Raw genomic sequence first — 24,598 nt, forward strand, 5'->3', positions numbered from 1 at the left:
GGGTTTCGCGACGCTGGCTAGGGTCGGAGGACACGAGCGAACACAGGAGTCCCAGCCCGTGACCAAGCACAGCCCGAGCCCGGCGGCGACCGTCCGGGCGAGCCCGGACGACGTGGTGCTGCTGGACGACGACGGCACCCCCCGCGGCACCGCCCCCCGCCTGTCGGTCCACGACCACGCCACCCCGCTCCACCTCGCGTTCTCGCTCCACCTCGTCGACCCGGCCGGTCGCACGCTGCTGACCCGGCGCGCGCTGGGCAAGCGCACCTGGCCCGGCGTGTGGACCAACTCCTGCTGCGGCCACCCGCGTCCCGGGGAGGCCCCCGCCCAGGCCGCCCGCCGCCGCGTCGCCGAGGAGCTGGGCGTCGAGGTCGGCCCACCCACGCTGGTGCTGCCCGACTTCCGCTACCGCGCCGTGGACGCCGGCGGCGTCGTCGAGCACGAGGTCTGCCCCGTCCACGTGGCGCACGTCGAGGCCGACGTCCCCGTGCGACCCGACCCCGACGAGGTCGGCGAGCACGCGTGGGTCGCCTGGGCCGACCTCCACGAGTCGGTGCGCCGCACCCCGGTCGTCTTCAGCCCGTGGATGGTGCTCCAGGTCCTCCAGATCGGCGCCTCCCCCGACTGGCTGCCCCCCGCCGGGGGCTCCGGATCGTGAACGCCCTCGCCATGCCGGTGCCGCCCGCGGTCCCCGACCGGACCCAGACCCTGGACGACGTCGAGCGCTGCCTCGCCGACCGGCTGGAGGCGCTCGGCGTGGAGTGGCGGCGGGACTGCGAGACCGAGGACGCCGTCCTTGGCGCGACCGACGTGCCCGAGCTGCTGACCCGCCTCGTGCAGTCGGGTGGGAAGCGGTTCCGCCCGCTGCTGTGCCACTGGGGCTGGGTCGCGGTCGGCGGGGCCCGCCGCCCCGGACCGACCGGCGACAGCCACGCCGACCTCGTCACCCTCGGGGCGGCGCTGGAGCTGCTGCACGCCTTCGCGCTCGCCCAGGACGACGTCATGGACCGCTCCCGCACCCGGCGCGGCCAGAGCGCCCTGCACGTCGTGGCCGCCACCCGGCACCGCGAGGTGGCCGGGCGCGACGACGCCGACCGCTACGGCGACAGCATCGCCGTGCTGGCGGGCGACCTGGGCCACGCCGAGGCCGACGCGATGGTGGCCGACCTGCCGCGCGCGGTCCGCACGCTGTGGCGCCGCACCTGCGTGGAGCTCGTCCGCGGCCAGGCCCGCGACCTCGGCGAGGCCGCCCGTGGAGGCGGTGAGCAGGCGCTGCGACGCGCCCTCGAGGTCGCCCGTGCCAAGTCCGGCGCCTACACGATCCAGCGACCCCTCGAGCTCGGCGCCACCGTCGGTGGCGCGTCGGGCGAGGCGCTGGCACCGCTGTCGCTCTACGGCCGCCTGCTGGGCGAGGCCTTCGCCCTGCGCGACGACCTGCTCGGCGTGTGGGGCCACCCGGAGCAGACCGGCAAGCCGGTCGGCGACGACCTGCGGCTCGGCAAGTCCACCGTGGTCCTCGCGCTCGCCGAGCAGCGCCTGGGCGGCCCCGACGCCCGGGCCGTGGCCCGGATCCGCCGCCAGCAGCACGACGAGTCCGACGTCGGCGGCGTCGCCGACGCCATGGTGCGCGAGGGCGTGCGCGACGAGGTCGAGTCGATGGTCGAGGCCCGCACCCGCGCCGCCGTGGCCGCGCTCGACGACGACCGCCTCACAGACGAGGGCGTCGCCGGTCTGACCGAGGTGGCCGACCAGGTCGCCTGGCGGACCTGGTGAGCGCGACGCCCACCCCCCTGCCCCACCCCACGCCCGTCCCCAGGAGATCCCCATGAGCACCGTCGTCGTCATCGGAGCCGGTCTCGCCGGGCTCGCCACCGCCTGCCACCTGGTCGGGAGCGGCCACGAGGTCGTCGTCGTCGAGCGCGAGACCATCCCCGGCGGCCGCGCCGGTCGGGTCGAGCGCGACGGCTACACCTTCGACACCGGGCCCACCGTGATGACGATGCCGGGCCTGCTCGGCGACGCCACCCGGGCTGCTGGCAGCGACCTGTCCGACGTCATCACCCTGCAGCAGCTCGACCCGGCGTACCGCGCGAAGTTCGCCGACGGCAGCGAGATCATGGTGCGCGCCGGTCACGAGGCGATGCGCGAGGAGATCGCCCGCACGAGCGGGAGCAAGGACGCCGCCGCGTTCGACCGCTTCGTCGCGTGGCTGGAGAAGCTGTACGACGTCGAGCTGCCCCACTTCATCGACCACAACTTCGACTCGCCGCTCGACCTGCTCGCCTCCCCCGCCGCCGCCGCCAAGCTGGTGCGGCTCGGGGGCTTCGGCAAGCTCGGCCCCGCGATCGGGCGCCGCTTCGACGACGACCGGCTGCGCCGGCTGTTCACCTTCCAGGCGATGTACGCCGGCCTCCCGCCCAGCAGCGCGCTCAGCCTGTACGCCGTCATCACCTACATGGACTGCATCGAGGGCGTCTACTTCCCCGAGGGCGGCATGAGCGAGGTGCCGCGCTCCCTCGAGCGGGCCGCCACCCGCGCGGGCGTCGACGTGCGCTACGGCCAGACCGTGACCCGGCTGCTGCGCCGGCTCGACGGCGGCGTCGCCGGGGTCGAGATCGACGGCGGCGAGCAGGTCGCGGCCGACGCGGTCGTGTGCACGCTCGACCTGCCCGTCGCCTACCGCTGGCTGCTGCCCGACCTCAAGCCGCGCCGCGTCGTGCGCCGGGGCACCTACTCCCCCTCGGCCGTCGTGTGGCACGTCGGGGCCCGTGGGGGCGTCAGCGAGGCCACGAAGCACCACAACATCCACTTCGCCGACGCGTGGGACAGCGCCTTCGACTCGCTCATCAACAAGCACGAGCTGATGCCCGACCCGTCGCGCCTGGTGACGGTGCCCTCGCTGACCGACCCGTCCCTGGCCGCCCCCGGCGGCACCACGATGTACGTCCTGGAGCCGGTGCCCAACCTGTCGGGCACGATCGACTGGAAGCAGCAGCGCGGCCCGATGCGCGACTCGCTGCTGGCCTTCCTCGACCGTGAGGGCTACCCGACCGACATCGTCGCCGAGGAGCTGGTCGACCCGCTCGACTGGGAGCGGATGGGCATGGAGCAGGGCACGCCGTTCGCGCTGGCCCACACCTTCCGGCAGACCGGCCCCTTCCGCCCGGCCAACGTCGAGAAGCGGGTGCCGGGCCTGTTCTTCGCCGGCTCCGGCACCACGCCCGGCGTCGGGGTGCCGATGGTGCTGATCTCCGGCAAGCTGGCCGCCCGGAGGGTCACGGAGTTCCTGCCCTCGCCCCGTCGTGAGACCGTGGCGTCGTGACGCTGACCGAGCCGATCCTGGAGCAGGGCTACCGCCGCGCCGCCGACCTGACGCGGCGCCACGGCACGACGTACTTCTGGGGTGCCGCGCTGCTGCCCGCCGCGCAGCGCCGCCACGTGCACGCGGTCTACGCGCTGTGCCGGCTGGCCGACGACATCGTCGACGACAGCTCCGCGCGCCGGGCCACCGTGGCCCAGACCCGGGCCGAGCTCTCGACCTTCCGCAGCGACTTCGAGCAGGCGCTCGCGACCGGGCGCAGCGTCGACCCGGTGCTCGCGGCCGTGGCCCGCACCGTCGAGGAGTGCGCGATCGACCCGGCGTGCTTCGACCGGTTCTTCGACGCGATGGCCCAGGACCTCGACACGGTGTCCTACCGCAGCTGGGAGGACCTGCTCGGCTACATGGACGGCTCGGCCGCCGTCATCGGCGAGATGATGCTGCCGGTGCTGCGACCCGCGAGCCACGAGGCGTTCGCGCCCGCCCGCGCCCTCGGCCTGGCCTTCCAGCTCACCAACTTCCTGCGCGACGTCGCCGAGGACCTCGACCGCGGTCGGGTCTACCTGCCCCAGGAGGACCTCGAGCGCTTCGGTGCCGACCCCGCGGCGCGCACGGTCACCGACGACTGGCGCGCGCTGATGCGCTTCGAGATCGAGCGCAACCGCGAGCTCTACCGCGAGGCCGACGCCGGCCTGGCCCACCTGCAGGGCGCCGCCGAGCGCTGCGTGCGGACCGCGCGGGTGCTCTACTCCGGCATCCTCGACAAGATCGAGCAGGCCGACTACGACGTGTTCTCCAGCCGCGCCCGCATCCCCACCTGGCGCAAGGCCGGCACGGCCGCCCGCACGGTCGTCGCGCGCCGCCCGGCCGAACCCGGCACCGACCGCACCCCGGTGACGCTGTCGGACCGGATCCCGCTGCAGCTGCGCCGGATGCCGCCCCGCGACCAGCTCGAGCCGAGCTGGCGCGCCGCCTCGCCGAGGCGGATCCGCACGGCCCTCGACGCCGCCCTGGCCCAGGACCCCGGCGGCTGGTACGTCGTGGGCGCCAGCAGCGACCTTGGCGAGCGCTCCATCGTGCGCACCGTCGGCGGCCAGGAGGTCACCCTGTGGCGCTCCAGCACCGGCGTGGTCGCCGGTCCCGGCAGCTGCCCCCACCTCGGCGCGCTGCTCGACGACTGCGAGGTCCTCCACGACCAGCTGCACTGCCGGTGGCACGGCCTGGCGCTGCCCGCCGGGGGCGCCCACGGCTGGACGCCGTACGCCGCCCACGACGACGGCGTCCTGCTCTGGGTCCGGCTGGCCACCCAGGGCGAGCAGTCCACCCCGCTCCCCCGGATCACCCGCCGCCCCGACCCGCAGGCCTCCGTCGCGGCGGTGATCGAGGTGCCCGGCACCTGCGAGCCGCGCGACATCATCGCCAACCGGCTCGACCCGTGGCACGGCTCGTGGTTCCACCCCTACTCCTTCAGCCACCTCACCGTGGTCGAGGACCTCAGCGACGAGCACGTGCTGACCGTCGACGTCACCTTCCGCGTCAGCCGCACCTGGGGCGTCCCGGTGCGCGCGGAGTTCGCCTGCCCCGACGCCCGCACCATCGTCATGACCATCACCGAGGGCGAGGGCGCCGGCAGCGTGGTCGAGACCCACGCCACGCCGCTCGGCCCCGACGCCGCCGGCCGCCCCCGCACGCTGATGACCGAGGCCACCATCGCCACCTCCGACCGCACCGGCTTCGCCGTGGCTCGCCACGCCGCACCGCTGCTCCGCCCGGCCATGCGCAAGGTCGCCCGCCGCCTGTGGGTCGACGACCTCACCTACGCCGAGCGCTCCTGGCTGCTGCGCTCCCGCGGCGAGCACTACGGCGTCTGACGCTTCGGTCCCTGAGGCAGGACGACGTCCTGTCTCGACGGGCCCCAGGCACGAGCAGCCCTTCGAGACGGTCGCCAGAGCGACCTCCTCAGGGACCGAGGAGCGCGGCGTCGGTCCCTGAGGAAGGACGGAGTCCTGTCTCGAAGGGCCCGAGCACGAGCAACCCTTCGAGACGGTCGCCAGAGCGACCTCCTCAGGGACCGAGGAGCGCGGCGTCGGTCCCTGAGGAAGGACGGAGTCCTGTCTCGAAGGGCCCGAGCACGAGCAGCCCTTCGAGACGGTCGCCAGAGCGACCTCCTCAGGGACCGAAGCGGCGGCGGGGCGACCTCCTCAGCCCACGAGCCGCCGGAGCAGCGGGACCACCCGGTGCCGGTGGCGCATCGGGACCGTCCAGACGCCGTGGCCGGCGAGGTCCCACCGGGCGAGCAGCTGGTCGGCGGCCTGGAAGCCGGTCGTCGCGGCGCGCTCCATGAGGGCGACGGGCAGCTCGCAGCGGACGCCGTCGCCGGCGAGCACCACCCGCGGGTCGGGGGTGACCACGCCGGGGCGACCGGCCCACGGCTCGGTCCCGACGAGCGGGCAGTCGTCGCGCCACAGCCACTCGTCGTGCACGACCTGCGCCCCCGCGAGCTCGGGGTGGAGGACCAGCAGCTCGCGCCACAGCGTGCGGCGCAGGGCGGCCTGGTCGGAGGCCGCGTCGACGGCGTACGCGTGCAGCTCCACGACCGAGCCCCGGTGGCGGGCCGACCACGCGGCGGCACCGTGCTCGAGGCCCTCGAGGACCGAGACGTTGTCGAGCGGGCCGAAGCCGCTGGTGGCGCGGAACGGGGCGGCGCCGGGGGCGACCTCGCGGTCCAGCCACAGCCGCCACACCGCGAACGGCGGGGCGGAGCGGCCGGCGGCCACCGAGCGCCGCCACGGGTGGTCGCCCAGCGACGGCGAGGAGGCCACCAGCCGCTGCAGCGGACCGCGGTCGGTGGCGAGCACCACGCCGTCCACCACGGTCGGGCCCTCGTCGGTCAGCACCGTCAGCCGGTCGTCCTCGCCGGACTCGACCGACTCCGCGGTGGTCCCGGTGCGCACGTCGACCCCCTGCTCGGCGAGCCGCCGCGCGAGCGGGCCCCACAGCGAGGTCTCGTAGTCGTCGACCGGCACGTCGAACAGCAGGCCCTCGGCCGAGCCCAGGAAGTAGGAGTGGAACATCGCGACCAGCTCGCCGGCCGAGAACTCCCGGGCGTCGGCGAAGAAGCTGCGCGCGAAGACCTCCAGCGCCAGGTGGCGCGCCTGGTCGGGGAAGCGCAGCCGGTCGAGGAAGTCGGCCGCGCTGACGCCGTCGTGGTCGGTGAAGGTCCGCGGGAAGTCGACGTCGAGCAGCCCCATCGCCGCGCCCACGTCGACGGAGGCGAGGTCGCGCAGCCGGAAGGTCGGCGAGCGCAGCACGAACGAGATGATGTTGAGCGGCGGCGTGCGGGCGATGCCGGTGAAGGAGTCGGTCGGGCCGCCCTTGAGGCTGAGCGGGTAGTCCTCGACCGCCCGGAGCCGCTCCAGCGCCGGGTCGGTGCGGCGCAGCAGCGAGCGCAGGTTGTAGTACTGCCGGAAGAAGGCGTGGAACCCGCGGCTCATCGTGGTCGTCTCGCCGTCGACCCCCACCGGCCACGACGACACCCGGCCTCCCAGGCGCGTCTCGCGCTCCAGCAGGGTCACCCGCACGCCGCGCTCGGCCAGCGCCGTCGCCGCGGTCAGGCCCGCGATGCCGCCGCCGACCACCGCGACGTGGTGGGCGCCCCCGTCGTCGGACCGACCGGGCTGCGGCGGGTGCCACACCGCCTGCCGGTCGCGCCCGGGCCTCCAGCCGTCGCGGGAGCCGCTCATCGCGGCGTACGGCCCAGGAAGGTGTGGAGCACGCCGCGCTGCCAGCCGCCGAAGCTGCGGCTGCGCACGTCGACCAGGCCGGCGGCCACCATCCGGCTGCGCAGCTCGCGGGTGCCGTCCATGTCCACGACGCTGCGCCACAGGTAGCGGTAGATCGGGCTGCGGGGGGCGGTCAGCAGGCCCAGCGGCACCACGACGCCCCACGACACGGCGTCCCACACCCGGCGACCGACGCGGCTCTCCTTGACGCTGTACTCGTGGATGACCACGGCCCCGCCGGGCACCAGCAGCCGCACGATGCCGGCCAGCAGCTCGTCGCGCCGGTCCACGTTGCGCACGAGGTACGCCGCGAACACGCCGTCCAGCACGCCGTCGCCGGCCAGGTGGGCGCGGTCCCAGGTGCTGGGGTCGAGCTGCTCGGCGTCGTCCTGCGCGAAGTGCACCTGGCCCTGCCAGGACTTGCGGCGGGCCTGCTCCAGCATGCCGGCCGAGCCGTCCACGCCGATGATCTCGTAGTCCAGCCCGGCGGCGACGAGCGCCCGCTCCAGGGCCCGGGTCGAGGCGCCGGAGCCGCAGCCCAGGTCGGCCACCCGCACGGGACGGCCGGCGGGGCGGGGCAGCTGGGAGACCAGCACGTCGGCCGAGGCGCGCAGCTGGGAGTGGTAGCCGGGGTTGAGAGCCACCATCAGGTCGTACGTCGGCGCGACCTCGTCGAAGGCGGCGGGCACGCTCGCGGCGTGCGGGGTGGTGGCGGTGGTCATCGGGTCCTCTCGGCGGACGCGTCGGGGGCGGGCGTGCGGGGGGTGCGGGTGGGTCCGGCGCGCAGCCAGAGCAGCATCGTCAGCGTCACCATCGAGAAGCCGAAGGCGAAGTCCTCGACGGGGATGTCCCACGGGACCCGGACTCCGGTCATCTCCGACTCGGCGTAGAGCACGATCGGGTCGCGCAGCTTGGTCAGCCAGCCGTCGACGGGGACCTGGAAGCCGAGCACGATCGCCATCGCCAGCCAGTACTGCAGCTGGCGGAAGATCCCGGTGCGCAGCCACAGCAGCTCGAGGGCGACCACGACCACCACGGACGCGACGGCGAACACGGTGTACTCCGGCATCAGGCGTCCTGCTGCCGGGTGGCGCGGTCGCTGGTGCGCGCGCGCAGGTGGGCCAGGACGTTGCCGACGGCCTCGTAGGTCAGCAGGCCGCAGATCGGGATGACCACGAAGAAGACGAGCTCCTCCAGCGGCATCGCGAACGGCAGCAGGATCCCGGTCGTCCAGCGCTCGCTGTAGTCCCAGGTGCCGCGGGCGATCGCCACGACGTCCCAGACGCTGTAGACGACGACCACCGGCAGCAGCGCGAGCAGCAGACGGCGGGGTGCCCGCCACACCCGTGCCCCGAGGACGAGCTCGAGGGGCAGCGTGAGCAGAAGGCACCCGGCCATCAGCAGGAGGTACTGGTACTGGTCCACCACGCACAGACTAGGAGGCGGGTGGTCAGCGACCACCCGCCCCCGTGTCCGGGCTCCGCTAGGAGCGCCGGCCCAGCAGTCGGAGCAGCACGACCACCACGAGCAGCGCGCCGAGGCCCTGCTTCCAGTAGCCCTTGATCAGCACCGGCAGCACCGTCGCGCCCAGGTCGAGCGCGTCGTCGTTGCCGGCCGACGAGGGCCGCGAGGCACCCGCCGAGGCGCCGGTCGGTGCCGACCGCAGCGGCGTCGTGGTGCCGGCCGCCCCCGAGGCCCCGGCGGGTGTCGCCGGTGCCGGCTCGGACGCGGCAGCCGCGCCGGCGGCCGCCTCGGGCTCGTCGACAGGCGCCTCGGGGGCGCCCACCTTCTGCTCGAGGCAGGCGGTGAACTGGCCGAGCAGCTTGTCGCTCACGTCCTGGATGACGCCGCGGCCGAACTGCGCCGGCTTGCCGGTGATGGCCAGGTCGGTCTCCACCGTCACCTTGGTGTTGCCGCTCCCCTCGTCGGTGAGCTGGGCGACCACGTCGGCGCCGGCGGTGCCGTTGCCGCGCTTGTCCTTGCCCTTGGCCTCGATCACCATCCGGTGGGCCTGCTCGTCCTTCTCCTTGAAGGTGCCGGTGCCGGAGTAGACGAGGGCGATCGGTCCGAGCTTGACCTTGACGGTGCCCTGGAAGGTGTCGCCCTCCACCGAGGTCACCTGCGCGCCGGGGAAGCACTCCCCGACCGAGGCGATGTCGTTGAAGGCGGCCCAGGTCTCGTCCAGGGTCGCCGGGACCGTGAACTCGTGCTTGAGCTCCATCAGCCGGCCGCCGCCTTGAGCACGGCGCGACGGGTCAGCACCGTCGCGAGGTGCTTGCGGTACGCCGAGTCGCCGTTGAGGTCCGAGGGCGGGTTGGTGCCCTCCGCGACGAGGTCGCACGCCGCGCGCACGCCCTCCTCGGTCGCCGGCTGGCCGACCAGGGCCTGCTCCGCGGCGGTCGCCCGCAGCGGGGTGTTGCCCATGTTGACCAGGCCGATGCGGGCCTCGCTGATGGTGCCGCCGTCGGTCCTGACGGCGGCGGCGATCGAGACGATCGGCCACTGGTGGGCCACCCGCACGAACTTCTCGTAGTGGGTGCCCCAGCCGTCGTGCTTGGCGAAGCGGATCTCGGTCAGCAGCTCGTCCTCGCCCACCGCCGTGGTGAACAGGTCCTCGAAGAACTCCGTGGCCCTGACGGTGCGCTCGCCGCCGGGCCCGGCGATGACCAGGTCGGCCTCGAGCGCGATGGTCGGGGCCCCGCAGTCGCCCGCCGGGTCGGCGTGCACGAGCGCGCCGCCCAGGGTGCCGCGGTGGCGGATCTGGGCGTCGGCGACCTCGGTGATGGCCTGGTGCAGCAGGGTGAGGCTCTGCTTGACCGAGGCGTTGCCCAGGATCTCGTAGTACGGCGCCATCGCCCCGATGACGATCGTGTCGCCCTCGTCGCGGATCTCGCGGAGCCGGTCGATCTTGCCGAGGTCGATGATCACCTCCGGCGCGTTGAGCCGCATCCGGAGCACCGGGAGCAGCGACTGGCCGCCGGCCAGGATCTTGGCGTCGTCGCCGTGCTGGGTCAGCGCGGCGAGCGCCTCCTCGACGGAGGTCGGGGCGAGGTAGTCGAACTGGGCCGGGATCACTGGCCTGCTCCTTCACTGCTGGCACCGGCGGTGCGGTCGGTCTGGCCCTCGCCGTCGGTGGCGGGGTCGAAGTGGGCGGCGGCCGCGCCCGTGGTGTCCTCGGTGGCACCGGCGGTGCCCTGCTGGATCGCCTTCCACACGCGCTCGGGGGTGCAGGGCATCTGGATGTCCTTGACCCCGAACTGGCGGATGGCGTCGAGCACGGCGTTGACCACGGCGGGGGTCGAGGCGATGGTGCCGGCCTCGCCGACGCCCTTGGTCCCCAGCGTGTTGGTCAGCGACGGCGTGGAGTTGTGGCCCACGTCGTAGCTGATCGTGTCGGCCGCGGTGGGCACGAGGTAGTCGACGAAGCTGGCGCTGACCAGCGTGCCGGCGTCGTCGTACACCGCCTCCTCCCACAGGGCCTGCGCGATGCCCTGCACCAGGCCACCGTGGACCTGGCCGGAGACGATCAGCGGGTTGATGATGTTGCCGATGTCGTCGACGCAGGTGTACTTGCGCATCTTGACCTGACCGGTCTCGGTGTCGACCTCCATCGCGCACAGGTGGGTGCCGTGCGGGTAGTTGAAGTTGATGGGGTCGTAGGTCGCGTCGGAGTCCAGCGAGGGCTCCATCCCGTCGGGCAGGTTGTGCGCCACGAAGGTCGCCCCGGCGATGTCCTGGATGGAGATGCCCTGGTCGGTGCCGCGGACGCCGAAGGTGCCGGCCTTGAACTCGATGTCGTCGATGTTGGCCTCGAGCAGGTGGGCCGCGACCGGCTTGGCCTTCTCGACGACCTTGTCGACGGCCTTGACCAGCGCCTCGCCGCCGACGACCAGCGAGCGCGAGCCGTAGGTGTCGAGGCCCTTGGGCGCCACCTGGGTGTCGCCGTGCAGCACCTCGACGTCCTCGAAGGGCACCCCGAGCCGGTCGGCGACGATCTGGCTGAACGCCGTCTCGTGGCCCTGGCCGTGGGCGCTGGCACCGGTGACGATCTCGACCTTGCCGGTCGCGAGCATCCGCACGCTGGCGTGCTCCCAGCCGCCGGCGCCGTAGTCGAGCGAGCCGAGCACCCGGCTGGGTGCGAGGCCGCACATCTCGGTGAAGGTCGAGACGCCGATGCCGAGCTGCACCTTGTCGCCGCTGTCGCGGCGGCGCTGCTGCTCGGCCCGCAGCTCGTCGTAGCCGAAGCTGGCCTTGGCCTTCTCGGTCGCGGCCTCGTAGTTGCCGGAGTCGTACTCCAGGCCGGCGACCGTGGTGAAGGGGAACTCCTCGGCCTTGATCCAGTTCTGCTCGCGCACCACGAGCGGGTCGACGCCGAGCTCGAGGGCGAGCTCGTCCATGATCCGCTCGATGCCGAAGGTGGCCTCGGGGCGGCCGGCGCCGCGGTAGGCGTCGGTCCAGGTCTTGTTGGTCAGCACCGTCTGGCAGTTGAACTGGTAGGCCGGGAACTTGTAGATCGCGTTGAACATGAACGCGCCCAGCACCGGGACACCGCCGCCGACGAGGCTGACGTAGGAGCCGAGGTCGGCCAGCAGGTCGACCTTGAGGCCGGTCACGGTGCCGTCCTTCTCGGCGGCCAGGGTGATCTTCTGCCACTGGTCGCGGCCGTGGTGGGCGGCCATGAGGGACTCCGAGCGGGTCTCGGTGTACTTCACCGGCTTGCCGGTGCGGCGGGCCACCGCGACGGTGATCCACTCCTCGGGGGTGGTCTGCAGCTTGCCGCCGAAGCCGCCGCCGACGTCGGGGGCGATCACGCGGATCTTCGACTCGGGGATGCCGGTGGTCGCGGCCAGCGCGAACCGCAGGATGTGCGGGATCTGGGTCGCCGACCACATCGTCAGCTGCTCGCCGGTCGGGTCGACCACCGTCGAGCGGGGCTCCATGAAGGCGGGGATGAGGCGCTGCTGGCGGAACTCGCGCTCGACGACGATGCCGTCCTCGCGGGCCTTGGCGATGGCCTCCTCGACGTTGCCGCCGGTGCCGGCCTCGGCCGAGTCGAACTTCCAGAACGCGCTCTTGTTGGTGCCCAGGTCGGGGTGCGCCAGCACCTTGTCCTCGGCGGCCTCCTTGAGGTCGAGGGCCGCGGGCAGCTCCTCGTAGTCGACGTCGACCAGCTCGGCGGCGTCGCGGGCCTCGGCGGCCGAGCGGGCCACCACGACCGCCACGATCTCGCCGGCGAACGTGACGCGGTCGGCCGGGACGGGCAGGTGGACCGGGGTGACCTGGTCGGGGGTGATCGGCCAGGCGTTGATGAGCACGCCCTGGGTGTCGGCGAGGTCCGCCCCGGTGAGGACGTCGACGACGTTGCGCGAGGCCTTGGCCTCGGAGACCTCGATGTTGGTGATCTTGGCGTGGGCGAAGGGGCTGCGCACCATGGCGAGGTGCAGCATCCCGGTGATCTGGATGTTGTCGGTCCACTTGGTGCGACCGGTGATGAGGCGCTGGTCCTCCTTGCGCCGGCGGTCGCGGCCGATCTCGAGCTGCGGCGCCGCGGCGGGCGCGTCCTGGGTCGCGGTCATCTCAGGCCTCCGTCTTCGCGCCCGCGGCGGTCTGCACGGCCCGGACGATGTTGTGGTAGCCGGTGCAGCGGCACAGGTTGCCCTCGATCCCGACCCGGATCTCCTCCTCGGAGGGGTTCGGGTTGTCGTTGAGCAGGTCGACGGACTGCATGATCATCCCGGGGGTGCAGAAGCCGCACTGGAGCGCGTGGCACTCGTGGAAGGCGGCCTGCACGGGGTGCAGCTCGCCGTCCTTGGCCAGGCCCTCGATGGTGGTCACCTCACGGCCGTCGGCCTGCACGGCGAGGACGTTGCAGGACTTCACGCTGCGCCCGTCGAGGTGGACGGTGCAGGCGCCGCAGTTGCTGGTGTCGCAGCCGATCACGGTGCCGGTCTTGCCGAGCTTCTCGCGGAGGTACTGCACCAGCAGCATCCGGGGCTCGACGTCGTCGGAGACGGGCGAGCCGTCGACGGTGAGTTCGATCCTGGTCATGTTCGCAACTACTCCTCGGGACAGGTGAGCACAGTCGTCGTGTGACGCTCGCCACGCTAGGTCTGCGTGGTTGGACAAAGGTTGGTGGCCGGTACCCTCGCCGCATGCCTGCTGCGCCTGCCGACGACACGGCCGACACGACCGCCTCCTCGACCGGTGAGGGCCCCACCCACGCCTGGGGCCACGGCCTCGCGACCGTCGCCGCCGACGGCACGGTGCTCGACACCTGGTACCCCTCCCCCGCGCTCGGCGAGGCCCCGGCCGATGCCGCCTCGACGGTGCCCGCCCGGCTCGCCGCCCTGGCCGCGGAGCACCCCGAGCGACGGGTCCGCACCGAGGTCGTCACCACCTCGGTCGAGCTCGCCGCCGCCCCGGCCGACGCCGCCGACGTCTACCTCCGGCTGCACCTGCTCAGCCACCGGCTCGTGCGGCCCCACGGCCAGTCGATGGACGGCGTGTTCGGGCTGCTCGCCAACGTGGTGTGGACCTCGGCCGGCCCCTGCGCCGTCGCCGACTTCGAGGAGGTCCGCCTCGCGCTGCGCGCGCTCGGCGCCGTCCAGGTCTTCGGCGTCGACAAGTTCCCCCGGATGACCGACTACGTCGTGCCCTCGGGCGTCCGCGTCGCCGACGCCGACCGGGTCCGCCTCGGCGCCCACCTGGCCAGCGGCACCACCGTCATGCACGAGGGCTTCGTCAACTACAACGCCGGCACCCTCGGCTCCTCGATGGTCGAGGGCCGGATCTCGGCCGGCGTCGTGGTCGGCGACGGCTCCGACGTGGGCGGCGGCGCCTCGATCATGGGAACCCTCTCGGGCGGCGGCACCCAGGTGATCTCGCTCGGCGAGCGCTGCCTGCTCGGCGCCAACTCCGGCATCGGCATCTCGCTCGGCGACGACTGCGTGGTCGAGGCCGGCTGCTACGTCACCGCCGGCACCAAGGTGAGCGTCGTGCGCCCCGGCGAGGAGACCACCGTCGTGAAGGCGCTGGAGCTCTCCGGCACCGACGGCGTGCTGTTCCGCCGCAACTCCGTGTCCGGCGCCGTCGAGGCCGTCCCACGCCAGGGCCACGGGATCACGCTCAACGCCGCGCTGCACAGCAACTGACCCACCCCTGCTCCCGTGCGCTGGCCCACGCTCGCCGTCCTCGTCGTGCTCGCCGTCGTGGCGGGCGTCGGCGTGGCCACGTGGCGCGGCTCGGGTCCGCTCCCGGACCCCGAGGGCTGCTCGGCGACCCTGGCGGGGCGCACCGTCGACCTCTCCCCCGAGCAGGCCCGCAACGCGACGCTGATCGCCGCTCTCGGCGTGCGCCGGGGGCTCCCGGCCCGGGCCGTCTCGATCGCCCTGGCCACGGCGTACCAGGAGAGCAAGATCGTCAACATCGACTACGGCGACCGCGACTCCCTCGGCCTGTTCCAGCAGCGGCCGTCGCAGGGGTGGGGCACGCGGGAGCAGATCCTCGACGAGTACTACGCGATCGACCGGTTCTACGACGCGCTGGAGAAGATCGACGGCTACCAGACGATGCGCATCACCGAGGCCGCCCAGCTCGTGCAGCGCTCCGGCTTCCCCGAGGCCTACGAGGACCACGCCGCCGACGCACGCGCCCTCGCCTCGGTGCTCACCGGCTACAGCCCCGGCGGCCTGTTCAGCTGCGTGGTGCGCGAGCCCGAGGAGCCCGGCTCGGTCACCCGCACGGCCCGCGCCCTGCAGCGCGGCTTCGGCCCGCTCGACGCCGCCCCCATCGGCTCGCGTCGCGCCCTCGACGTCCGCGTCGGCGACGACGAGGCCGGCCGCCGCCTCGGCTGGGCCGTCGCGCAGTTCACGACCGCCCACGCGGGCCGGCTCGCGGTCTCCGAGGTGACCTACGCCGGCAAGCGCTGGCGCCCCGGCTCCGACTCCGAGGACGGCTGGACCGAGGCCCGCTCCTCCGACCCCACCACGGTGGTCGTCCGCCTCGGCTGAGGCCCCTCCCCCGGACCACTTCCCGGCGGTCTCCCCGCGCAGGTCTCACCCTCGCCGGGCGAGCAACCAGGGCCGGGCGCCGAGGACGGCAGCGACGAGCGTGAGCACCCAGATCGACGGCGGGACCGTGCCCCAGACCTGGAGCCCGGAGCCGACCTCGGCGGTGACCGAGCCGCCCCATGGGAACACCGAGCCGGTCACCCGACCGGTCGCGCCGGCGGCGGTGACGCCATCGACGAACGCGAGCACCGACAGCGTCCAGAGCAGCATCATCACCACGAAGGCCGCCACGCCCCACTGCAGGCCGGCCGTCCACCGCGCCCGCGCCCCGCGGGTGCCGACGGTGCCCGCGGCGTTCTCCCGGGCCAGCGTCCGCGGTGAGCCGAGCCCGGCGAGCGCGGCCTCGGTCCCCACGTCGTGCGACGCGTCGGCGACGTTGGCGCGCAGCTCCTCGCGCAGCTCGCGGCGACGTCGTCGCGGCACGTCGTGGAGGTCGAGCCAGAAGTCGTGGCGCAGCACGTAGAGGCCCAGCCGGGCCCGGTCGAGGGTGTTCATGCGGGGACCTCCTGGTCGGGACGGGTGCCGACGCGCTCGACGGCGTCGCGGAGCAGCTGCCAGGACGCCTCGCGGGTCGCGAGGGCCTCCCGGCCGGCCGGGGTGGTGCGGTAGTACTTGCGGGCCGGGCCCGACGACGAGCGGACCAGCCGAGAGCTGAGGTGCCCGGCGGCCTCGAGGCGGGTCAGCGCCGGGTAGACCGTGCCCTCGGCGAGGCCCACGACCCCGGCCTCGCGCAGGCGGACCACCACGGCGTACCCGTAGCCCTCCTCGGCGTCGAGCAGCCGCAGCAGCAGCATGCCGAGCACGCCCTTGAGCATCTGCGGGTCGAGGTCCACCGCATGATCATGATGCCGAGTACCTGACATCGTCAAGTACTCGGCTTCGTCAGTCCGGCGCGCCCCGTGTCGGCAGGTAGAAGCAGACGTCCGGGGTCACGGGAGCGCTGGTGAACCCGAGGGCGGCGAACAGCCGGGCGCCGTCCGGGGTGGGGGCGGCGACCACCTGGCCGAGCCCGCGGTCGTGGCCCACCGCGACCAGGTCCTCCACCAGCGCCCGGGCGAGGCCCTGGCGGCGGTGCTCGGGCCGCACGGCGACCGCCACCACCTCGAGGGCGGTGCCGACGAAGCCGGTCGCCATCGCGACCGGAGCGCCGTCGCGCCGCACCACGCGGTGCACGAGGAGCGGGTGGGGCAGCAGCTGCTCGCGGCGGGCCGCGCGCTCGTCGGGACCGAACCAGCCGCAGGCCTGGGCGACGTCGAGGTGGTCGGACGGGTCGCCCAGGGGCAGCACGACCCCGGGCAGCGAGGGCTCGGCGACGACGAGGTCGCGCCCGACCCAGTGGCCGGTGCGCTCGGGGCGGGCACCGGCGGCCACCAGCAGCTCGGTGAGCAGCGGGTCGGCGCGCGAGGTGAGCCAGGACGCCGGGACGCCGTCGAACCAGGCGACGAGGTCGGCGACGTCGGCGGCGCTCACGCCCTCGGCACCCTGGCTGACCACCCCGTTGAGGTCGTTGGAGCCGAGGCCGGTGCGGACCGCGACCCAGCCCTCGCCCCCGCGGACCTCGGTGCCGGGCAGGTCCGCCTGGCACAGCAGCCGGCCCAGCGCGGTGCGCTCGGCGACGACGGCGACGTCCACGACGGCGGCCTCAGGCGAGCCGCTCGACGGCGGCGGCGACGCGCTCGTCGATGGCCGTGAAGGCCACCCGGACGTGCTGGGCGCCGGCGCGGCCGTAGAACTCGCCGGGGGCCACCAGGACGCCCCGCTCGGCCAGCCACGCGACGGTGTCCCAGCAGGGCTCGCCACGGGTGGCCCACAGGTAGAGCGAGGCCTCGGAGTGGGTGACGCCGAAGCCCGCCCCCTCGAGGGCGGCGCGCAGCCGGGCCCGGCGGGCGGCGTAGCGGGCGTGCTGCTCGTCGGCGTGGGCGTCGTCGTCGAGCGCCGCGGCCATCGCGCGCTGCTGGGGGCCCGGCATGATGAGGCCGAGGTTCTTGCGCACGGCCAGCAGCTCGGCCACCACCGCGGGGTCGCCCGCGACGAAGGCGCAGCGGTAGCCCGCGAGGTTGGAGCGCTTGGACAGCGAGTGCACGGCGAGCAGGCCCTCGTGGGAGCCACCGCAGACGTCGGGGTGCAGCACCGAGAGCGCCTCGCCCTCCCAGGTGCACTCGACGTAGCACTCGTCGCTGACCAGCAGCACGCCGCGCTCACGGCACCAGTCGACGACCTTGCGCAGGTGGTCGGGCGGCAGCACGCGGCCGGTGGGGTTCGAGGGCGAGTTGAGCCACAGCAGCGCGGGCGTGCGCGGGCCGACGGCGGTCAGCGAGTCGGTCGCCATGACGTCGGCGCCCACGAGCCGGGCCCCCACCTCGTACGTCGGGTAGGCCACCTCCGGGAACACCACGAGGTCGCCCGGGCCGAGCCCGAGCTGCTGCGGCAGGGAGGCGATCAGCTCCTTGGAGCCGATCACCGGCAGCACGCCGTCCAGGCCCAGGCCCGTCACGCCGTGGCGTCGGGCGAGCCAGTCGACGACCGCCTGCCGCGTCTGCGGGAGGCCGATCGTCTGGGGGTACCCCGGGGAGTCCGTGGCCGCCGCCAGGGCGCGCTGCACCACCTCGGGCGTGGGGTCGACCGGCGTGCCGATCGAGAGGTCCACGACCCCGTCGCGGTGCGCGCGCGCCTGCTCGGCGTACGGCACGAGCCGGTCCCACGGGAAGTCCGGGAGCCGGCGGGAGACCGGGGTGCGGGTCACTCCTGGTTCTGGGGAGGAAGCGCGGCGATGGTCGGGTGGTCCTTGTCGATCTCACCCATCTTGGCCGCGCCACCGGGCGAGCCGAGGTCGTCGAAGAAGTGGACGTTGGCGTCGTAGTACTCCTTCCACTCCTCCGGCGTGTCGTCCTCGTAGTAGATGGCCTCGACCGGGCAGACCGGCTCGCACGCACCGCAGTCGACGCACTCGTCGGGGTGGATGTAGAGCATCCGCTTGCCCTCGTAGATGCAGTCGACAGGACACTCGTCGACGCACGCACGGTCCTTGAGGTCGACACAGGGCTGGGCGATGACGTAGGTCACCTGGCTCCTCCTACAGAAGATGTGGTCCGGGAGCGGACGACGCTCAGCCTAGTATCCCCTGGTGCCGCCCGCCGATCGACCCACGCACGACGGACGCCCGCCCTCCGGCGCGCCCCACCTCGGACCCCACGTGGTGGGCCAGCGCGTCGTCGTGCGCCGCGTCGTGGCCGGCGAGACCGGACCCAGCGGTGGGCCGGCCCAGACCGATGTCCTGGGCACCTGCGAGTCGTGGACGGACACCTCGCTGGCCGTGCGCCGCGAGGACGGCGAGCTGGTCGAGATCGCGCTCGCCGACGTCGTGGCCGGCAAGCCCGTGCCCCCGCGCCCCTCGGTGCACCACCGCCTGCCCGCCGAGGAGGCCGACCGGCTCGCGGCCCCCGGGTGGTCGCCGCTGGAGCAGGAACGCCTCGGCGGGTGGCTGCTGCGGGCCTCGGCCGGCTTCTCCTCCCGGGGCTGCTCGGTGCTGGCCCTGGGCGACCCCGGGGTGCCGCTCGACGAGGCGGTCACCCGCGTCGAGCAGTGGTACGCCGCCCGCTCGCTGCCGGCGCGCGCCCACGTGCTGCCCGGCAGCCCGGCCGCGGGCGCCCTCGAGGCGGCCGGCTGGTCGGCGTACGAGACGACACTGCTGATGCTGGCCTCGCTGGCCCGCGTCGTGCGCCGCCTCGACGCCCCCCGGGTCGAGGTCGTGGAGACCGACGTGGTCGACGCCGCCTGGCTGGCCACCGACGAGCGCTCCCGGAGCTTCGGGGAGGCCGCCCGGGCGGTGCTCGAGGCCGGCGAGGTCACCTTCGCGACGGTGCGCGACGGGACGGGCGCGGTGGTCGCCCGGGGTCGCGGCACGGTCCACGGCGACTGGTGCGGCGTCTCGGGGCTGTGGACCCGCGAGGACCACCGCGGGCGCGGCCTGTCACGGGCGGTGGTCGGCGCCCTGCTGGAGCGCGGGGCCGAGCGCGGGGCGACCACGACCTACCTGCAGGTCGTGGCGGCCAACACCGGGGCGCAGCGGCTCTACGAGCGGCTCGGCTGGAGCGAGCACCACCGCTACGACTACCTCGAGGCCCCCCGGCGGCGGGCGAGCGACTAGCGGGTCGGCGTCGCGGGCGACCGCGACCCGCGCAGCAGCGCCGCACCGAGCAGCAGCAGGCCACCGCCCAGCCAGGGCAGCGACCCCGCGGGGCCGCCGGTGTCCGGCAGCCCCGAGCCCGACCCGGTCGTGGTCGCGACCCGGCCGGTCGTCGCCGAGGTGGACGTGCCGGTCGTGGAGGTGGCGGTCGTGGTCGTGGTGACGGCACCGGCGACGGACGGCGCGGCCGCCGCGCCGGTGGTGGTCGTGGCCACGGCGCCCGGCACGAGCGGGACCGCCGGGCCGCCGGCGCCGCCCGGGGTGCCCCGGACCGCCAGGAGCAGGCGCATGGACACCCCCTCGCCGGAGCCGGGCACGACGACCGGGAAGGTGTCCTCGCCGACCACGGCGTAGCCGGCCAGGGGCAGCAGCCGGAGGGAGTAGCGCCCCGGCACCAGCCCGGCGAACCGGATCCGTCCCTGCTCGTCCGAGGTCCGTCGGGCGGCGTACGACGCGGGACCGCTGAGGGTGAGGGTGACGCCCCGGAGGGCCTTGCCGCTCCGCCGCTCGGTCACGTCGATGCCGAGGGAGCCGCGCACCTGCCGCACCCCGAGGGTGGCGACGGCCCCGGTCGAGGTGAAGGTCAGCGGGACCGAGGAGGTCGCGCCGCGGCAGCCCCGAGGGGCCCGCGCGAGCCGCACCGACAGGCCCGGCCGGGGCGAGACGCGGGCGAAGGCGAAGGCACCGCGCGGCCCGGGCACGGTCGTGGCGAGCACGTCGGCCGACGGCCCCGGGCCGTCAGCCAGGGCGAGCACGGCTGTCGTCGGGTCGCAGTCGCCGGCGAGCGTGGTGAGGCGGCCCGTGACCGGGCGCAGGGGCGCGGCCACCCAGGCGTCGTACGTGTCGTCGGCGGAGGCCGGGTCGAAGGTCGCCACGACCGCGCGGACGTCGGCGCGCGGCCGCAGCCACGCGCTCGCACCCGAGGCGTCCGCGGCGGTCGCGCCGGCCGGGGCCGGGGCCAGCGTGCCCGTGCTCGGGTCCCACACGGGCAGGAGCGCGCCCGGCGCGAGGTCCGGGGCGAAGGTGCCGGCGAAGCCCAGGGCACGCACGGGCAGCTCGTCGAGGTCCTCGTCCAGGGCGGTGAGCCGCAGCGTGCCCTCGCCGACGCTGCCGAGGACGAGCGACCAGCCGGGCGCCGCCCGGTCGGGGTGCCAGGAGGTGGTCGACGGCTCGCCATCGGCCCCCGCCCCCAGGCGCAGGGTCGTGTGGCCCCGGCTCGACCCGAAGAGCAGGCCGGGCGGGCTGCCGGCCGACCAGCCGGTGGGTGCCTGCGTGCCGGGTGGCGCCACGGAGGGCACGACCGCCGCGGTCGCGGCGTCGCTGCCGAGCATCACGCCACCCCCGCCGAGGCCCGGCAGCACGGTGCGGGCCACGAGGCCACCAGGTCCGCCGGGTGCGCCGGTGAGGGGTCCAGCGTCGGCGACGTCACCGGGGGCCACGGTGCGGGCGGCCGAGGGGGCTCCCCGGGGGGCGGGCGGGGGCGCGGTGGCGCTCGCCGGTCCCGACCCGACGGTCACGGGCACGGCGGCCAGGAGGGTCGCAGCGAGCAGGCCGCGGACGGCGCGACGGCGCATCGGCCCCTCCCCTGCGTCCTTTCGCAGCCGCACGCACGACTGTCAGGACACAAAATACGGCCAAAGGTGCGACTTGTCCGTTTAACGGCCTTTGGTCTAGTCCAGGGAGACGCCCACGGCCTCAGGGCGCGCACGACGGGCGGTACGCCGGGTCGGCCGGCCCCGGGCGACCCAGCGCGTGCAGCACCACCCGGATCGCGGCGCCGTCGCTCGGCAGCAGCAGGTGGCCCGGCAGGTGCAGCGGGCACAGCCGCTGCAGCACCAGGTTGGTGGCGCCGTCGAGGAAGCCCGAGCTCGCGGGCAGCACGACCTCGTCGAGCCGGGTCACGACCGTGGTGTGGCTGACCGCCCCCGAGGTCTCGTCGCCGGCGTTGAGGACGGACAGGAAGGCCGACCCGCGGGCCTGCTGCAGGCAGGCGGGGCACAGCACGCTCAGGCCCGGGGTCAGCAGCAGCGGGTTGGCGGTGCCGTGGTTCGACGGCGCCAGCCCCACGAGGTCGTCCACCCGGGCGGCACCACCAAGGAACCGCACGTAGTAGCGCGGCATCATCCCGCCCTGCGAGTGACCGACCAGGGACACCCGCCGCGCCCCGGTGGTGGCCAGCACGCGGTCGACGAACGCCGCCAGCTCCTGCGCCGAGCGCTCCACCGGCCCGGTGGCGCGCTGCCCGTAGTCGAGGGCGAACACGCACCACCCCGCCGCCGCCACCGAGCGCTCCAGCCGGCGCAGCAGCGTCCGGCTGTCGCCGAAGGTGCCGTGCACCACCACGACCGGGCTCGGGTGCGCCGCGCTGGGGCGGCAGCTCCAGTCGTCGACCCCCGAGCTCGGGGCGGCCGAGGCCGGGGACGGTGCGAGCACGAGCGCGGCCGACGCGACGAGGGCGACCAGCGCGCCGCCCGCAGCGGCACGGGCGGAGAACGACGTACGACGGACCACGGGAGCCCCCTGGTGGGTGGTGGGTCAGCCCCCCGCCGGCTCGGGCCCGCAGACGACGGCGTCCGAGGGGATGTAGTCGGTGTGGAACTTCTCGGTGCGCAGCACCTTCTCAGACCCCGGGGCCCTGAAGTCGCGGAACACGTCGACGCTGAAGCCGCTCGAGCCGGTCGCCTCCTCGCAGTCCTCGTCGGTGAGGTAGCGCGTGGAGGGCGCGGTGAAGGCGTAGCGCTCGCTCGTGCGGGCCTCGACGTCGAAGCGCTTGGTCGACCACATCGAGACCGTGACCGACCCCTGGCTGCTCGGGGTGGAGGGGGTCAGCGAGGCCGTGATCAGCACGCCGTGGGGGCTGTCGTTGTCGAAGCGCAGGTCGACCGTGGGCCACGCCACGGTCGCCTCGCGCCCCTCGGGGTAGCGGTCGATGTAGACCGAGTGGGGCTTGTGCTCGACGTCCTCGAGACCGGCGAAGAACATCGCGTCGAACGTGGTCGTGGCCATCTGCGAGACACCGCCGCCGAGGTCCTTGCGGAAGATCCCGTCGGAGACGATGTAGCCCTCGGTGAAGCCGTTCTCGGCGGTGCGCTCCCCCACGATCTCGTTGAGGCTGAAGCGCTCGCCCGGCTCGAGCAGGGTGCCGTCGACGATCTCGGCGGCCCGGCCGATGTTGACGTTGCGGTACTCCGCGTAGGGGAAGTAGGTCGTGGAGGTGCTGATCCGGGTCCGGACGCCGAGCGCCCGCGCCTCGGCGGTCGTCAGGTCGGGGGCCGCCCGGCGGCCCTCCACCCGCAGCCGCCGCTGCTCGCCCTCGCGGGTCGCGGCGGCGGCGAAGCCGTCGGTGAGCTCCTGGGGATCGAGCTCGAGGCCCGCCCGGGCGGGCACCACGCGGGGCCGGCCGTCACGGACCTCGATCCGGGCGTCGACCGGAGCCGAGCCCACCCGGGCCAGCAGGGGCTCCAGGGCCCGGATCATGCGCCGCCCGTCGACGGTGAGCGCGAGCGTCCCGTCGCGCACCTCCGTGGCCAGCCCGCGGCCGAACAGCTCCGGCGGGGCGCTGAGCTCCCGGCCGTCGAGGACGAGGACCACCGGTCCCGACATCGCCGGGCGGCCGAGCTCGACCATCGCCTGCTCGAGCTCGGCGGCGTCGACCTCCGGGCGGGCACCGGTGACGGGGACCCGCACCGGCTCCTGCTCGAGGTGGGCCCGCTCCAGCAGCGGGGCCAGCGCCTCGGGGTCGACCTCGCGGCCCTCCCGACCGGGCACCGCGACGGCCTCGCCGTCGGCGAAGCGGATGGCCGCCTCGCGAGCCGGTGTGTCCAGCCGCGAGGTCAGCAGCGCGGCGGTCCGCTCCACGCCCGCGTCGTCGACGGTCACGACCGGGTCCGCGGACCCGCCGCCGGTGAGCAGCGCCCACACCCGCGAGGGCCCGAACCCGTCGCCTGCTCCGGCAGCCTCCAGCGAGGCGTCGACGTCGAGCGCGACCCCGGCCTCGTCGGCCGGCACCTCGACCACGTCGCCCCGGCCCGGTCGCAGCCGCACGGGAGCGTCCAGGCGCTCCGCGAGCCCGTCCGAGAGGCGGTCGCGCGCCTCGTCACGGTCGAGCCCACCGAGACCCACGCCGGCGACGGCCGCGTGCCGCGGCATCCGGTCGTCGGCCCAGGCGCACAGCGCGACCCAGGCGACGGCGGCCACGACGAGCAGGCCCCCGGCGGACCAGGCGGCCACCCGACCGCGGCGTCGCCCCGGGGTCCTCGGGGCGTCGGCGGCCTCGGGCGCGTCCGCGTCCTCGGCGCCCACCGGGCCCGACGGCGGCTCCGGGGTCACCCGAGCCCGGCGAACAGGTCGTCCTCGAGGCCGGACTCGCCCACCGGCCCCGGGTGCCCCTTGGCGATCCGGAAGTACTCCGTGCCCCAGATGTTGGCGCCCTGGTTGTTGGACAGCGCGAAGAACGGGCCGTCGACGGCGATCTGGGTGCGGTGCGCCCTGAGGGCCTCGGTCTTCGCGGCTGCGAAGTCGGTCGCCTCGATCGCGGCCGTCAGGACCGCGTCGGGCACCATGAAGGCCGGCAGGTCTCCGTCGGGCTCCATGCCCTCGAAGGTCGTGGTGTCGCCCGCGTCGCGCAGCGCCCGCAGGCCCTCGCGGACCTTGTCGGCCGACATCGCGCCCCAGTAGACCTTGGCCACGTCGTGGGCCTCCCCCAGGTCGGGGCGGTAGGACGGCACCGCCGCGAGCGCCACGGCGTACGTCGCGACGCGGTGGGCCTGGATGTGGTCGGGGTGGCCGTAGCCGCCGAACTCGTCGTAGGTGACCAGCACCTGGGGCCGGACCTCGCGCACCACCTCGACGAGCAGGGTCGCGGCCTCGGTGAGGTCGGCGTTCCAGAAGGCGTTGGCGTGCACGTCGTCGGCGGCGACGGCGTGGCCGTCGGGGTGCCACTGCATGCCCGAGTCGCGGTAGCGCCCGAAGCCGCCGAGGTAGCGGTGGTCGGTGACGCCCAGGGCCTTCATCGCGTTGGCCAGCTCGCCGCGACGGTGCTCGCCGAGGCCGTCCTCCTGGTCGGCGGCCAGGTGCGCCAGCTCGGGCACCAGGATCTCGCCCATCTCACCACCCGTGCAGGTGACCAGGGTGACCCCGACGCCCTCGGCGACGTAGCGCGCCATCGTGGCGCCCTGGCCGATGCTCTCGTCGTCGGGATGGGCGTGCACGAGGAGCAGGCGCTTGTTCATGGGTCCGAGCC

24 protein-coding genes are annotated in these 24,598 nt (G+C 74.6%); 7 read left to right on the forward strand and 17 right to left on the reverse strand.

Annotated elements, in window-relative coordinates:
* Positions 1-58: 58 nt before the first annotated feature.
* The 4 genes from idi to BLU55_RS19745 are packed head-to-tail and all read left to right on the forward strand — an operon-like array spanning position 59 to position 5,190.
* A complete protein-coding gene (gene idi, locus BLU55_RS09645; protein ID WP_091728931.1) occupies positions 59-658 on the forward strand; it encodes an isopentenyl-diphosphate Delta-isomerase in 600 nt (199 codons plus the stop codon).
* The gene (locus tag BLU55_RS09650) at positions 655-1,773 is read left to right on the forward strand and encodes a polyprenyl synthetase family protein (protein ID WP_091728933.1); all 1,119 of its coding nucleotides are present in this window, start codon (positions 655-657) and stop codon (positions 1,771-1,773) included. The genes idi and BLU55_RS09650 overlap by 4 nt, the downstream gene beginning before the upstream one ends.
* 52 nt (positions 1,774-1,825) lie before the next feature.
* The gene (locus BLU55_RS09655; RefSeq protein ID WP_091728936.1) at positions 1,826-3,322 is read left to right on the forward strand and encodes a phytoene desaturase family protein; all 1,497 of its coding nucleotides are present in this window, start codon (positions 1,826-1,828) and stop codon (positions 3,320-3,322) included.
* Positions 3,319-5,190, forward strand: coding sequence for a DUF5914 domain-containing protein (locus tag BLU55_RS19745; protein WP_197681150.1), 1,872 nt, complete (start codon positions 3,319-3,321; stop codon positions 5,188-5,190). The genes BLU55_RS09655 and BLU55_RS19745 overlap by 4 nt, the downstream gene beginning before the upstream one ends.
* A 330-nt stretch (positions 5,191-5,520) precedes the next feature.
* Here the strand turns inward: BLU55_RS19745 and BLU55_RS09665 are convergent, their stop codons facing one another.
* From BLU55_RS09665 to BLU55_RS09700, 8 genes are read right to left on the reverse strand one after another with little or no spacing between them, the layout of a single operon-like run.
* Entirely contained in the window at positions 5,521-7,062 is a 1,542-nt protein-coding gene (locus BLU55_RS09665; protein WP_091728938.1) for an FAD-dependent oxidoreductase, read from the reverse strand.
* Positions 7,059-7,823: a class I SAM-dependent methyltransferase gene (locus BLU55_RS09670; protein ID WP_091728941.1), complete on the reverse strand. Its 765-nt coding sequence runs from the start codon at positions 7,821-7,823 to the stop codon at positions 7,059-7,061. Before BLU55_RS09670 ends, BLU55_RS09665 begins: the two co-directional genes overlap by 4 nt.
* Positions 7,820-8,170 carry a lycopene cyclase domain-containing protein gene (locus tag BLU55_RS09675; protein ID WP_091728944.1) on the reverse strand — a complete coding sequence of 117 codons (351 nt, stop codon included), beginning with the start codon at positions 8,168-8,170 and terminating at the stop codon, positions 7,820-7,822. The genes BLU55_RS09670 and BLU55_RS09675 overlap by 4 nt, the downstream gene beginning before the upstream one ends.
* Complete coding sequence (locus BLU55_RS09680; protein WP_091728945.1) at positions 8,170-8,526, reverse strand: lycopene cyclase domain-containing protein; 357 nt, start codon at positions 8,524-8,526, stop codon at positions 8,170-8,172. Before BLU55_RS09680 ends, BLU55_RS09675 begins: the two co-directional genes overlap by 1 nt.
* Before the next feature lie 58 nt (positions 8,527-8,584).
* Entirely contained in the window at positions 8,585-9,322 is a 738-nt protein-coding gene (locus tag BLU55_RS09685) for an SRPBCC family protein (protein ID WP_091728948.1), read from the reverse strand.
* A complete protein-coding gene (locus BLU55_RS09690; protein WP_091728950.1) occupies positions 9,322-10,176 on the reverse strand; it encodes an FAD binding domain-containing protein in 855 nt (284 codons plus the stop codon). The genes BLU55_RS09685 and BLU55_RS09690 overlap by 1 nt, the downstream gene beginning before the upstream one ends.
* Positions 10,173-12,677 carry a xanthine dehydrogenase family protein molybdopterin-binding subunit gene (locus BLU55_RS09695; protein WP_091728953.1) on the reverse strand — a complete coding sequence of 835 codons (2,505 nt, stop codon included), beginning with the start codon at positions 12,675-12,677 and terminating at the stop codon, positions 10,173-10,175. The genes BLU55_RS09690 and BLU55_RS09695 overlap by 4 nt, the downstream gene beginning before the upstream one ends.
* Position 12,678: 1 nt before the next feature.
* A complete protein-coding gene (locus BLU55_RS09700) occupies positions 12,679-13,149 on the reverse strand; it encodes a (2Fe-2S)-binding protein (protein WP_091728956.1) in 471 nt (156 codons plus the stop codon).
* A gap of 104 nt (positions 13,150-13,253) precedes the next feature.
* Between BLU55_RS09700 and dapD the strand changes: the two genes are divergently transcribed.
* Together dapD and BLU55_RS09710 are read left to right on the forward strand one after the other, a co-directional pair.
* On the forward strand, positions 13,254-14,252 hold the full coding sequence (dapD, locus tag BLU55_RS09705; RefSeq protein ID WP_091728960.1) for a 2,3,4,5-tetrahydropyridine-2,6-dicarboxylate N-succinyltransferase: 999 nt from the start codon (positions 13,254-13,256) through the stop codon (positions 14,250-14,252).
* A 15-nt stretch (positions 14,253-14,267) separates the two neighbouring features.
* Positions 14,268-15,110, forward strand: coding sequence for a hypothetical protein (locus BLU55_RS09710; protein ID WP_091728962.1), 843 nt, complete (start codon positions 14,268-14,270; stop codon positions 15,108-15,110).
* Positions 15,111-15,155: 45 nt separating this feature from the next.
* Here BLU55_RS09710 and BLU55_RS09715 read toward each other — a convergent pair whose 3' ends face one another.
* The 5 genes from BLU55_RS09715 to fdxA are packed head-to-tail and all read right to left on the reverse strand — an operon-like array spanning position 15,156 to position 18,233.
* Positions 15,156-15,665 carry an HAAS signaling domain-containing protein gene (locus tag BLU55_RS09715; RefSeq protein WP_091728965.1) on the reverse strand — a complete coding sequence of 170 codons (510 nt, stop codon included), beginning with the start codon at positions 15,663-15,665 and terminating at the stop codon, positions 15,156-15,158.
* A complete protein-coding gene (locus tag BLU55_RS09720; RefSeq protein WP_197680949.1) occupies positions 15,662-16,003 on the reverse strand; it encodes a PadR family transcriptional regulator in 342 nt (113 codons plus the stop codon). Before BLU55_RS09720 ends, BLU55_RS09715 begins: the two co-directional genes overlap by 4 nt.
* 49 nt (positions 16,004-16,052) lie before the next feature.
* Positions 16,053-16,802 carry a GNAT family N-acetyltransferase gene (locus tag BLU55_RS09725; protein WP_091728972.1) on the reverse strand — a complete coding sequence of 250 codons (750 nt, stop codon included), beginning with the start codon at positions 16,800-16,802 and terminating at the stop codon, positions 16,053-16,055.
* 10 nt (positions 16,803-16,812) lie between these two features.
* Complete coding sequence (dapC, locus tag BLU55_RS09730; RefSeq protein WP_091728975.1) at positions 16,813-17,913, reverse strand: succinyldiaminopimelate transaminase; 1,101 nt, start codon at positions 17,911-17,913, stop codon at positions 16,813-16,815.
* Positions 17,910-18,233: a ferredoxin gene (gene fdxA, locus BLU55_RS09735; RefSeq protein WP_091728978.1), complete on the reverse strand. Its 324-nt coding sequence runs from the start codon at positions 18,231-18,233 to the stop codon at positions 17,910-17,912. Before fdxA ends, dapC begins: the two co-directional genes overlap by 4 nt.
* 61 nt (positions 18,234-18,294) lie before the next feature.
* Between fdxA and BLU55_RS09740 the strand changes: the two genes are divergently transcribed.
* On the forward strand, positions 18,295-19,317 hold the full coding sequence (locus BLU55_RS09740; RefSeq protein ID WP_157682814.1) for a GNAT family N-acetyltransferase: 1,023 nt from the start codon (positions 18,295-18,297) through the stop codon (positions 19,315-19,317).
* Here BLU55_RS09740 and BLU55_RS09745 read toward each other — a convergent pair.
* From BLU55_RS09745 to mshB, 4 genes are all read right to left on the reverse strand, one after another.
* The gene (locus BLU55_RS09745) at positions 19,314-20,930 is read right to left on the reverse strand and encodes a prealbumin-like fold domain-containing protein (RefSeq protein ID WP_091728983.1); all 1,617 of its coding nucleotides are present in this window, start codon (positions 20,928-20,930) and stop codon (positions 19,314-19,316) included. The two genes, BLU55_RS09740 and BLU55_RS09745, sit on opposite strands and share 4 nt — an antisense overlap.
* A 121-nt stretch (positions 20,931-21,051) precedes the next feature.
* Entirely contained in the window at positions 21,052-21,867 is an 816-nt protein-coding gene (locus BLU55_RS09750; RefSeq protein ID WP_231916813.1) for an esterase/lipase family protein, read from the reverse strand.
* A 24-nt stretch (positions 21,868-21,891) separates the two neighbouring features.
* On the reverse strand, positions 21,892-23,685 hold the full coding sequence (locus BLU55_RS09755; protein WP_091728985.1) for a VanW family protein: 1,794 nt from the start codon (positions 23,683-23,685) through the stop codon (positions 21,892-21,894).
* A complete protein-coding gene (mshB, locus tag BLU55_RS09760) occupies positions 23,682-24,587 on the reverse strand; it encodes an N-acetyl-1-D-myo-inositol-2-amino-2-deoxy-alpha-D-glucopyranoside deacetylase (RefSeq protein WP_091728988.1) in 906 nt (301 codons plus the stop codon). Before mshB ends, BLU55_RS09755 begins: the two co-directional genes overlap by 4 nt.
* Positions 24,588-24,598: the final 11 nt, after the last annotated feature.

Source organism: Nocardioides scoriae, assembly GCF_900104965.1.
Classification (GTDB): Bacteria; Actinomycetota; Actinomycetes; order Propionibacteriales; family Nocardioidaceae; genus Marmoricola; species Marmoricola scoriae.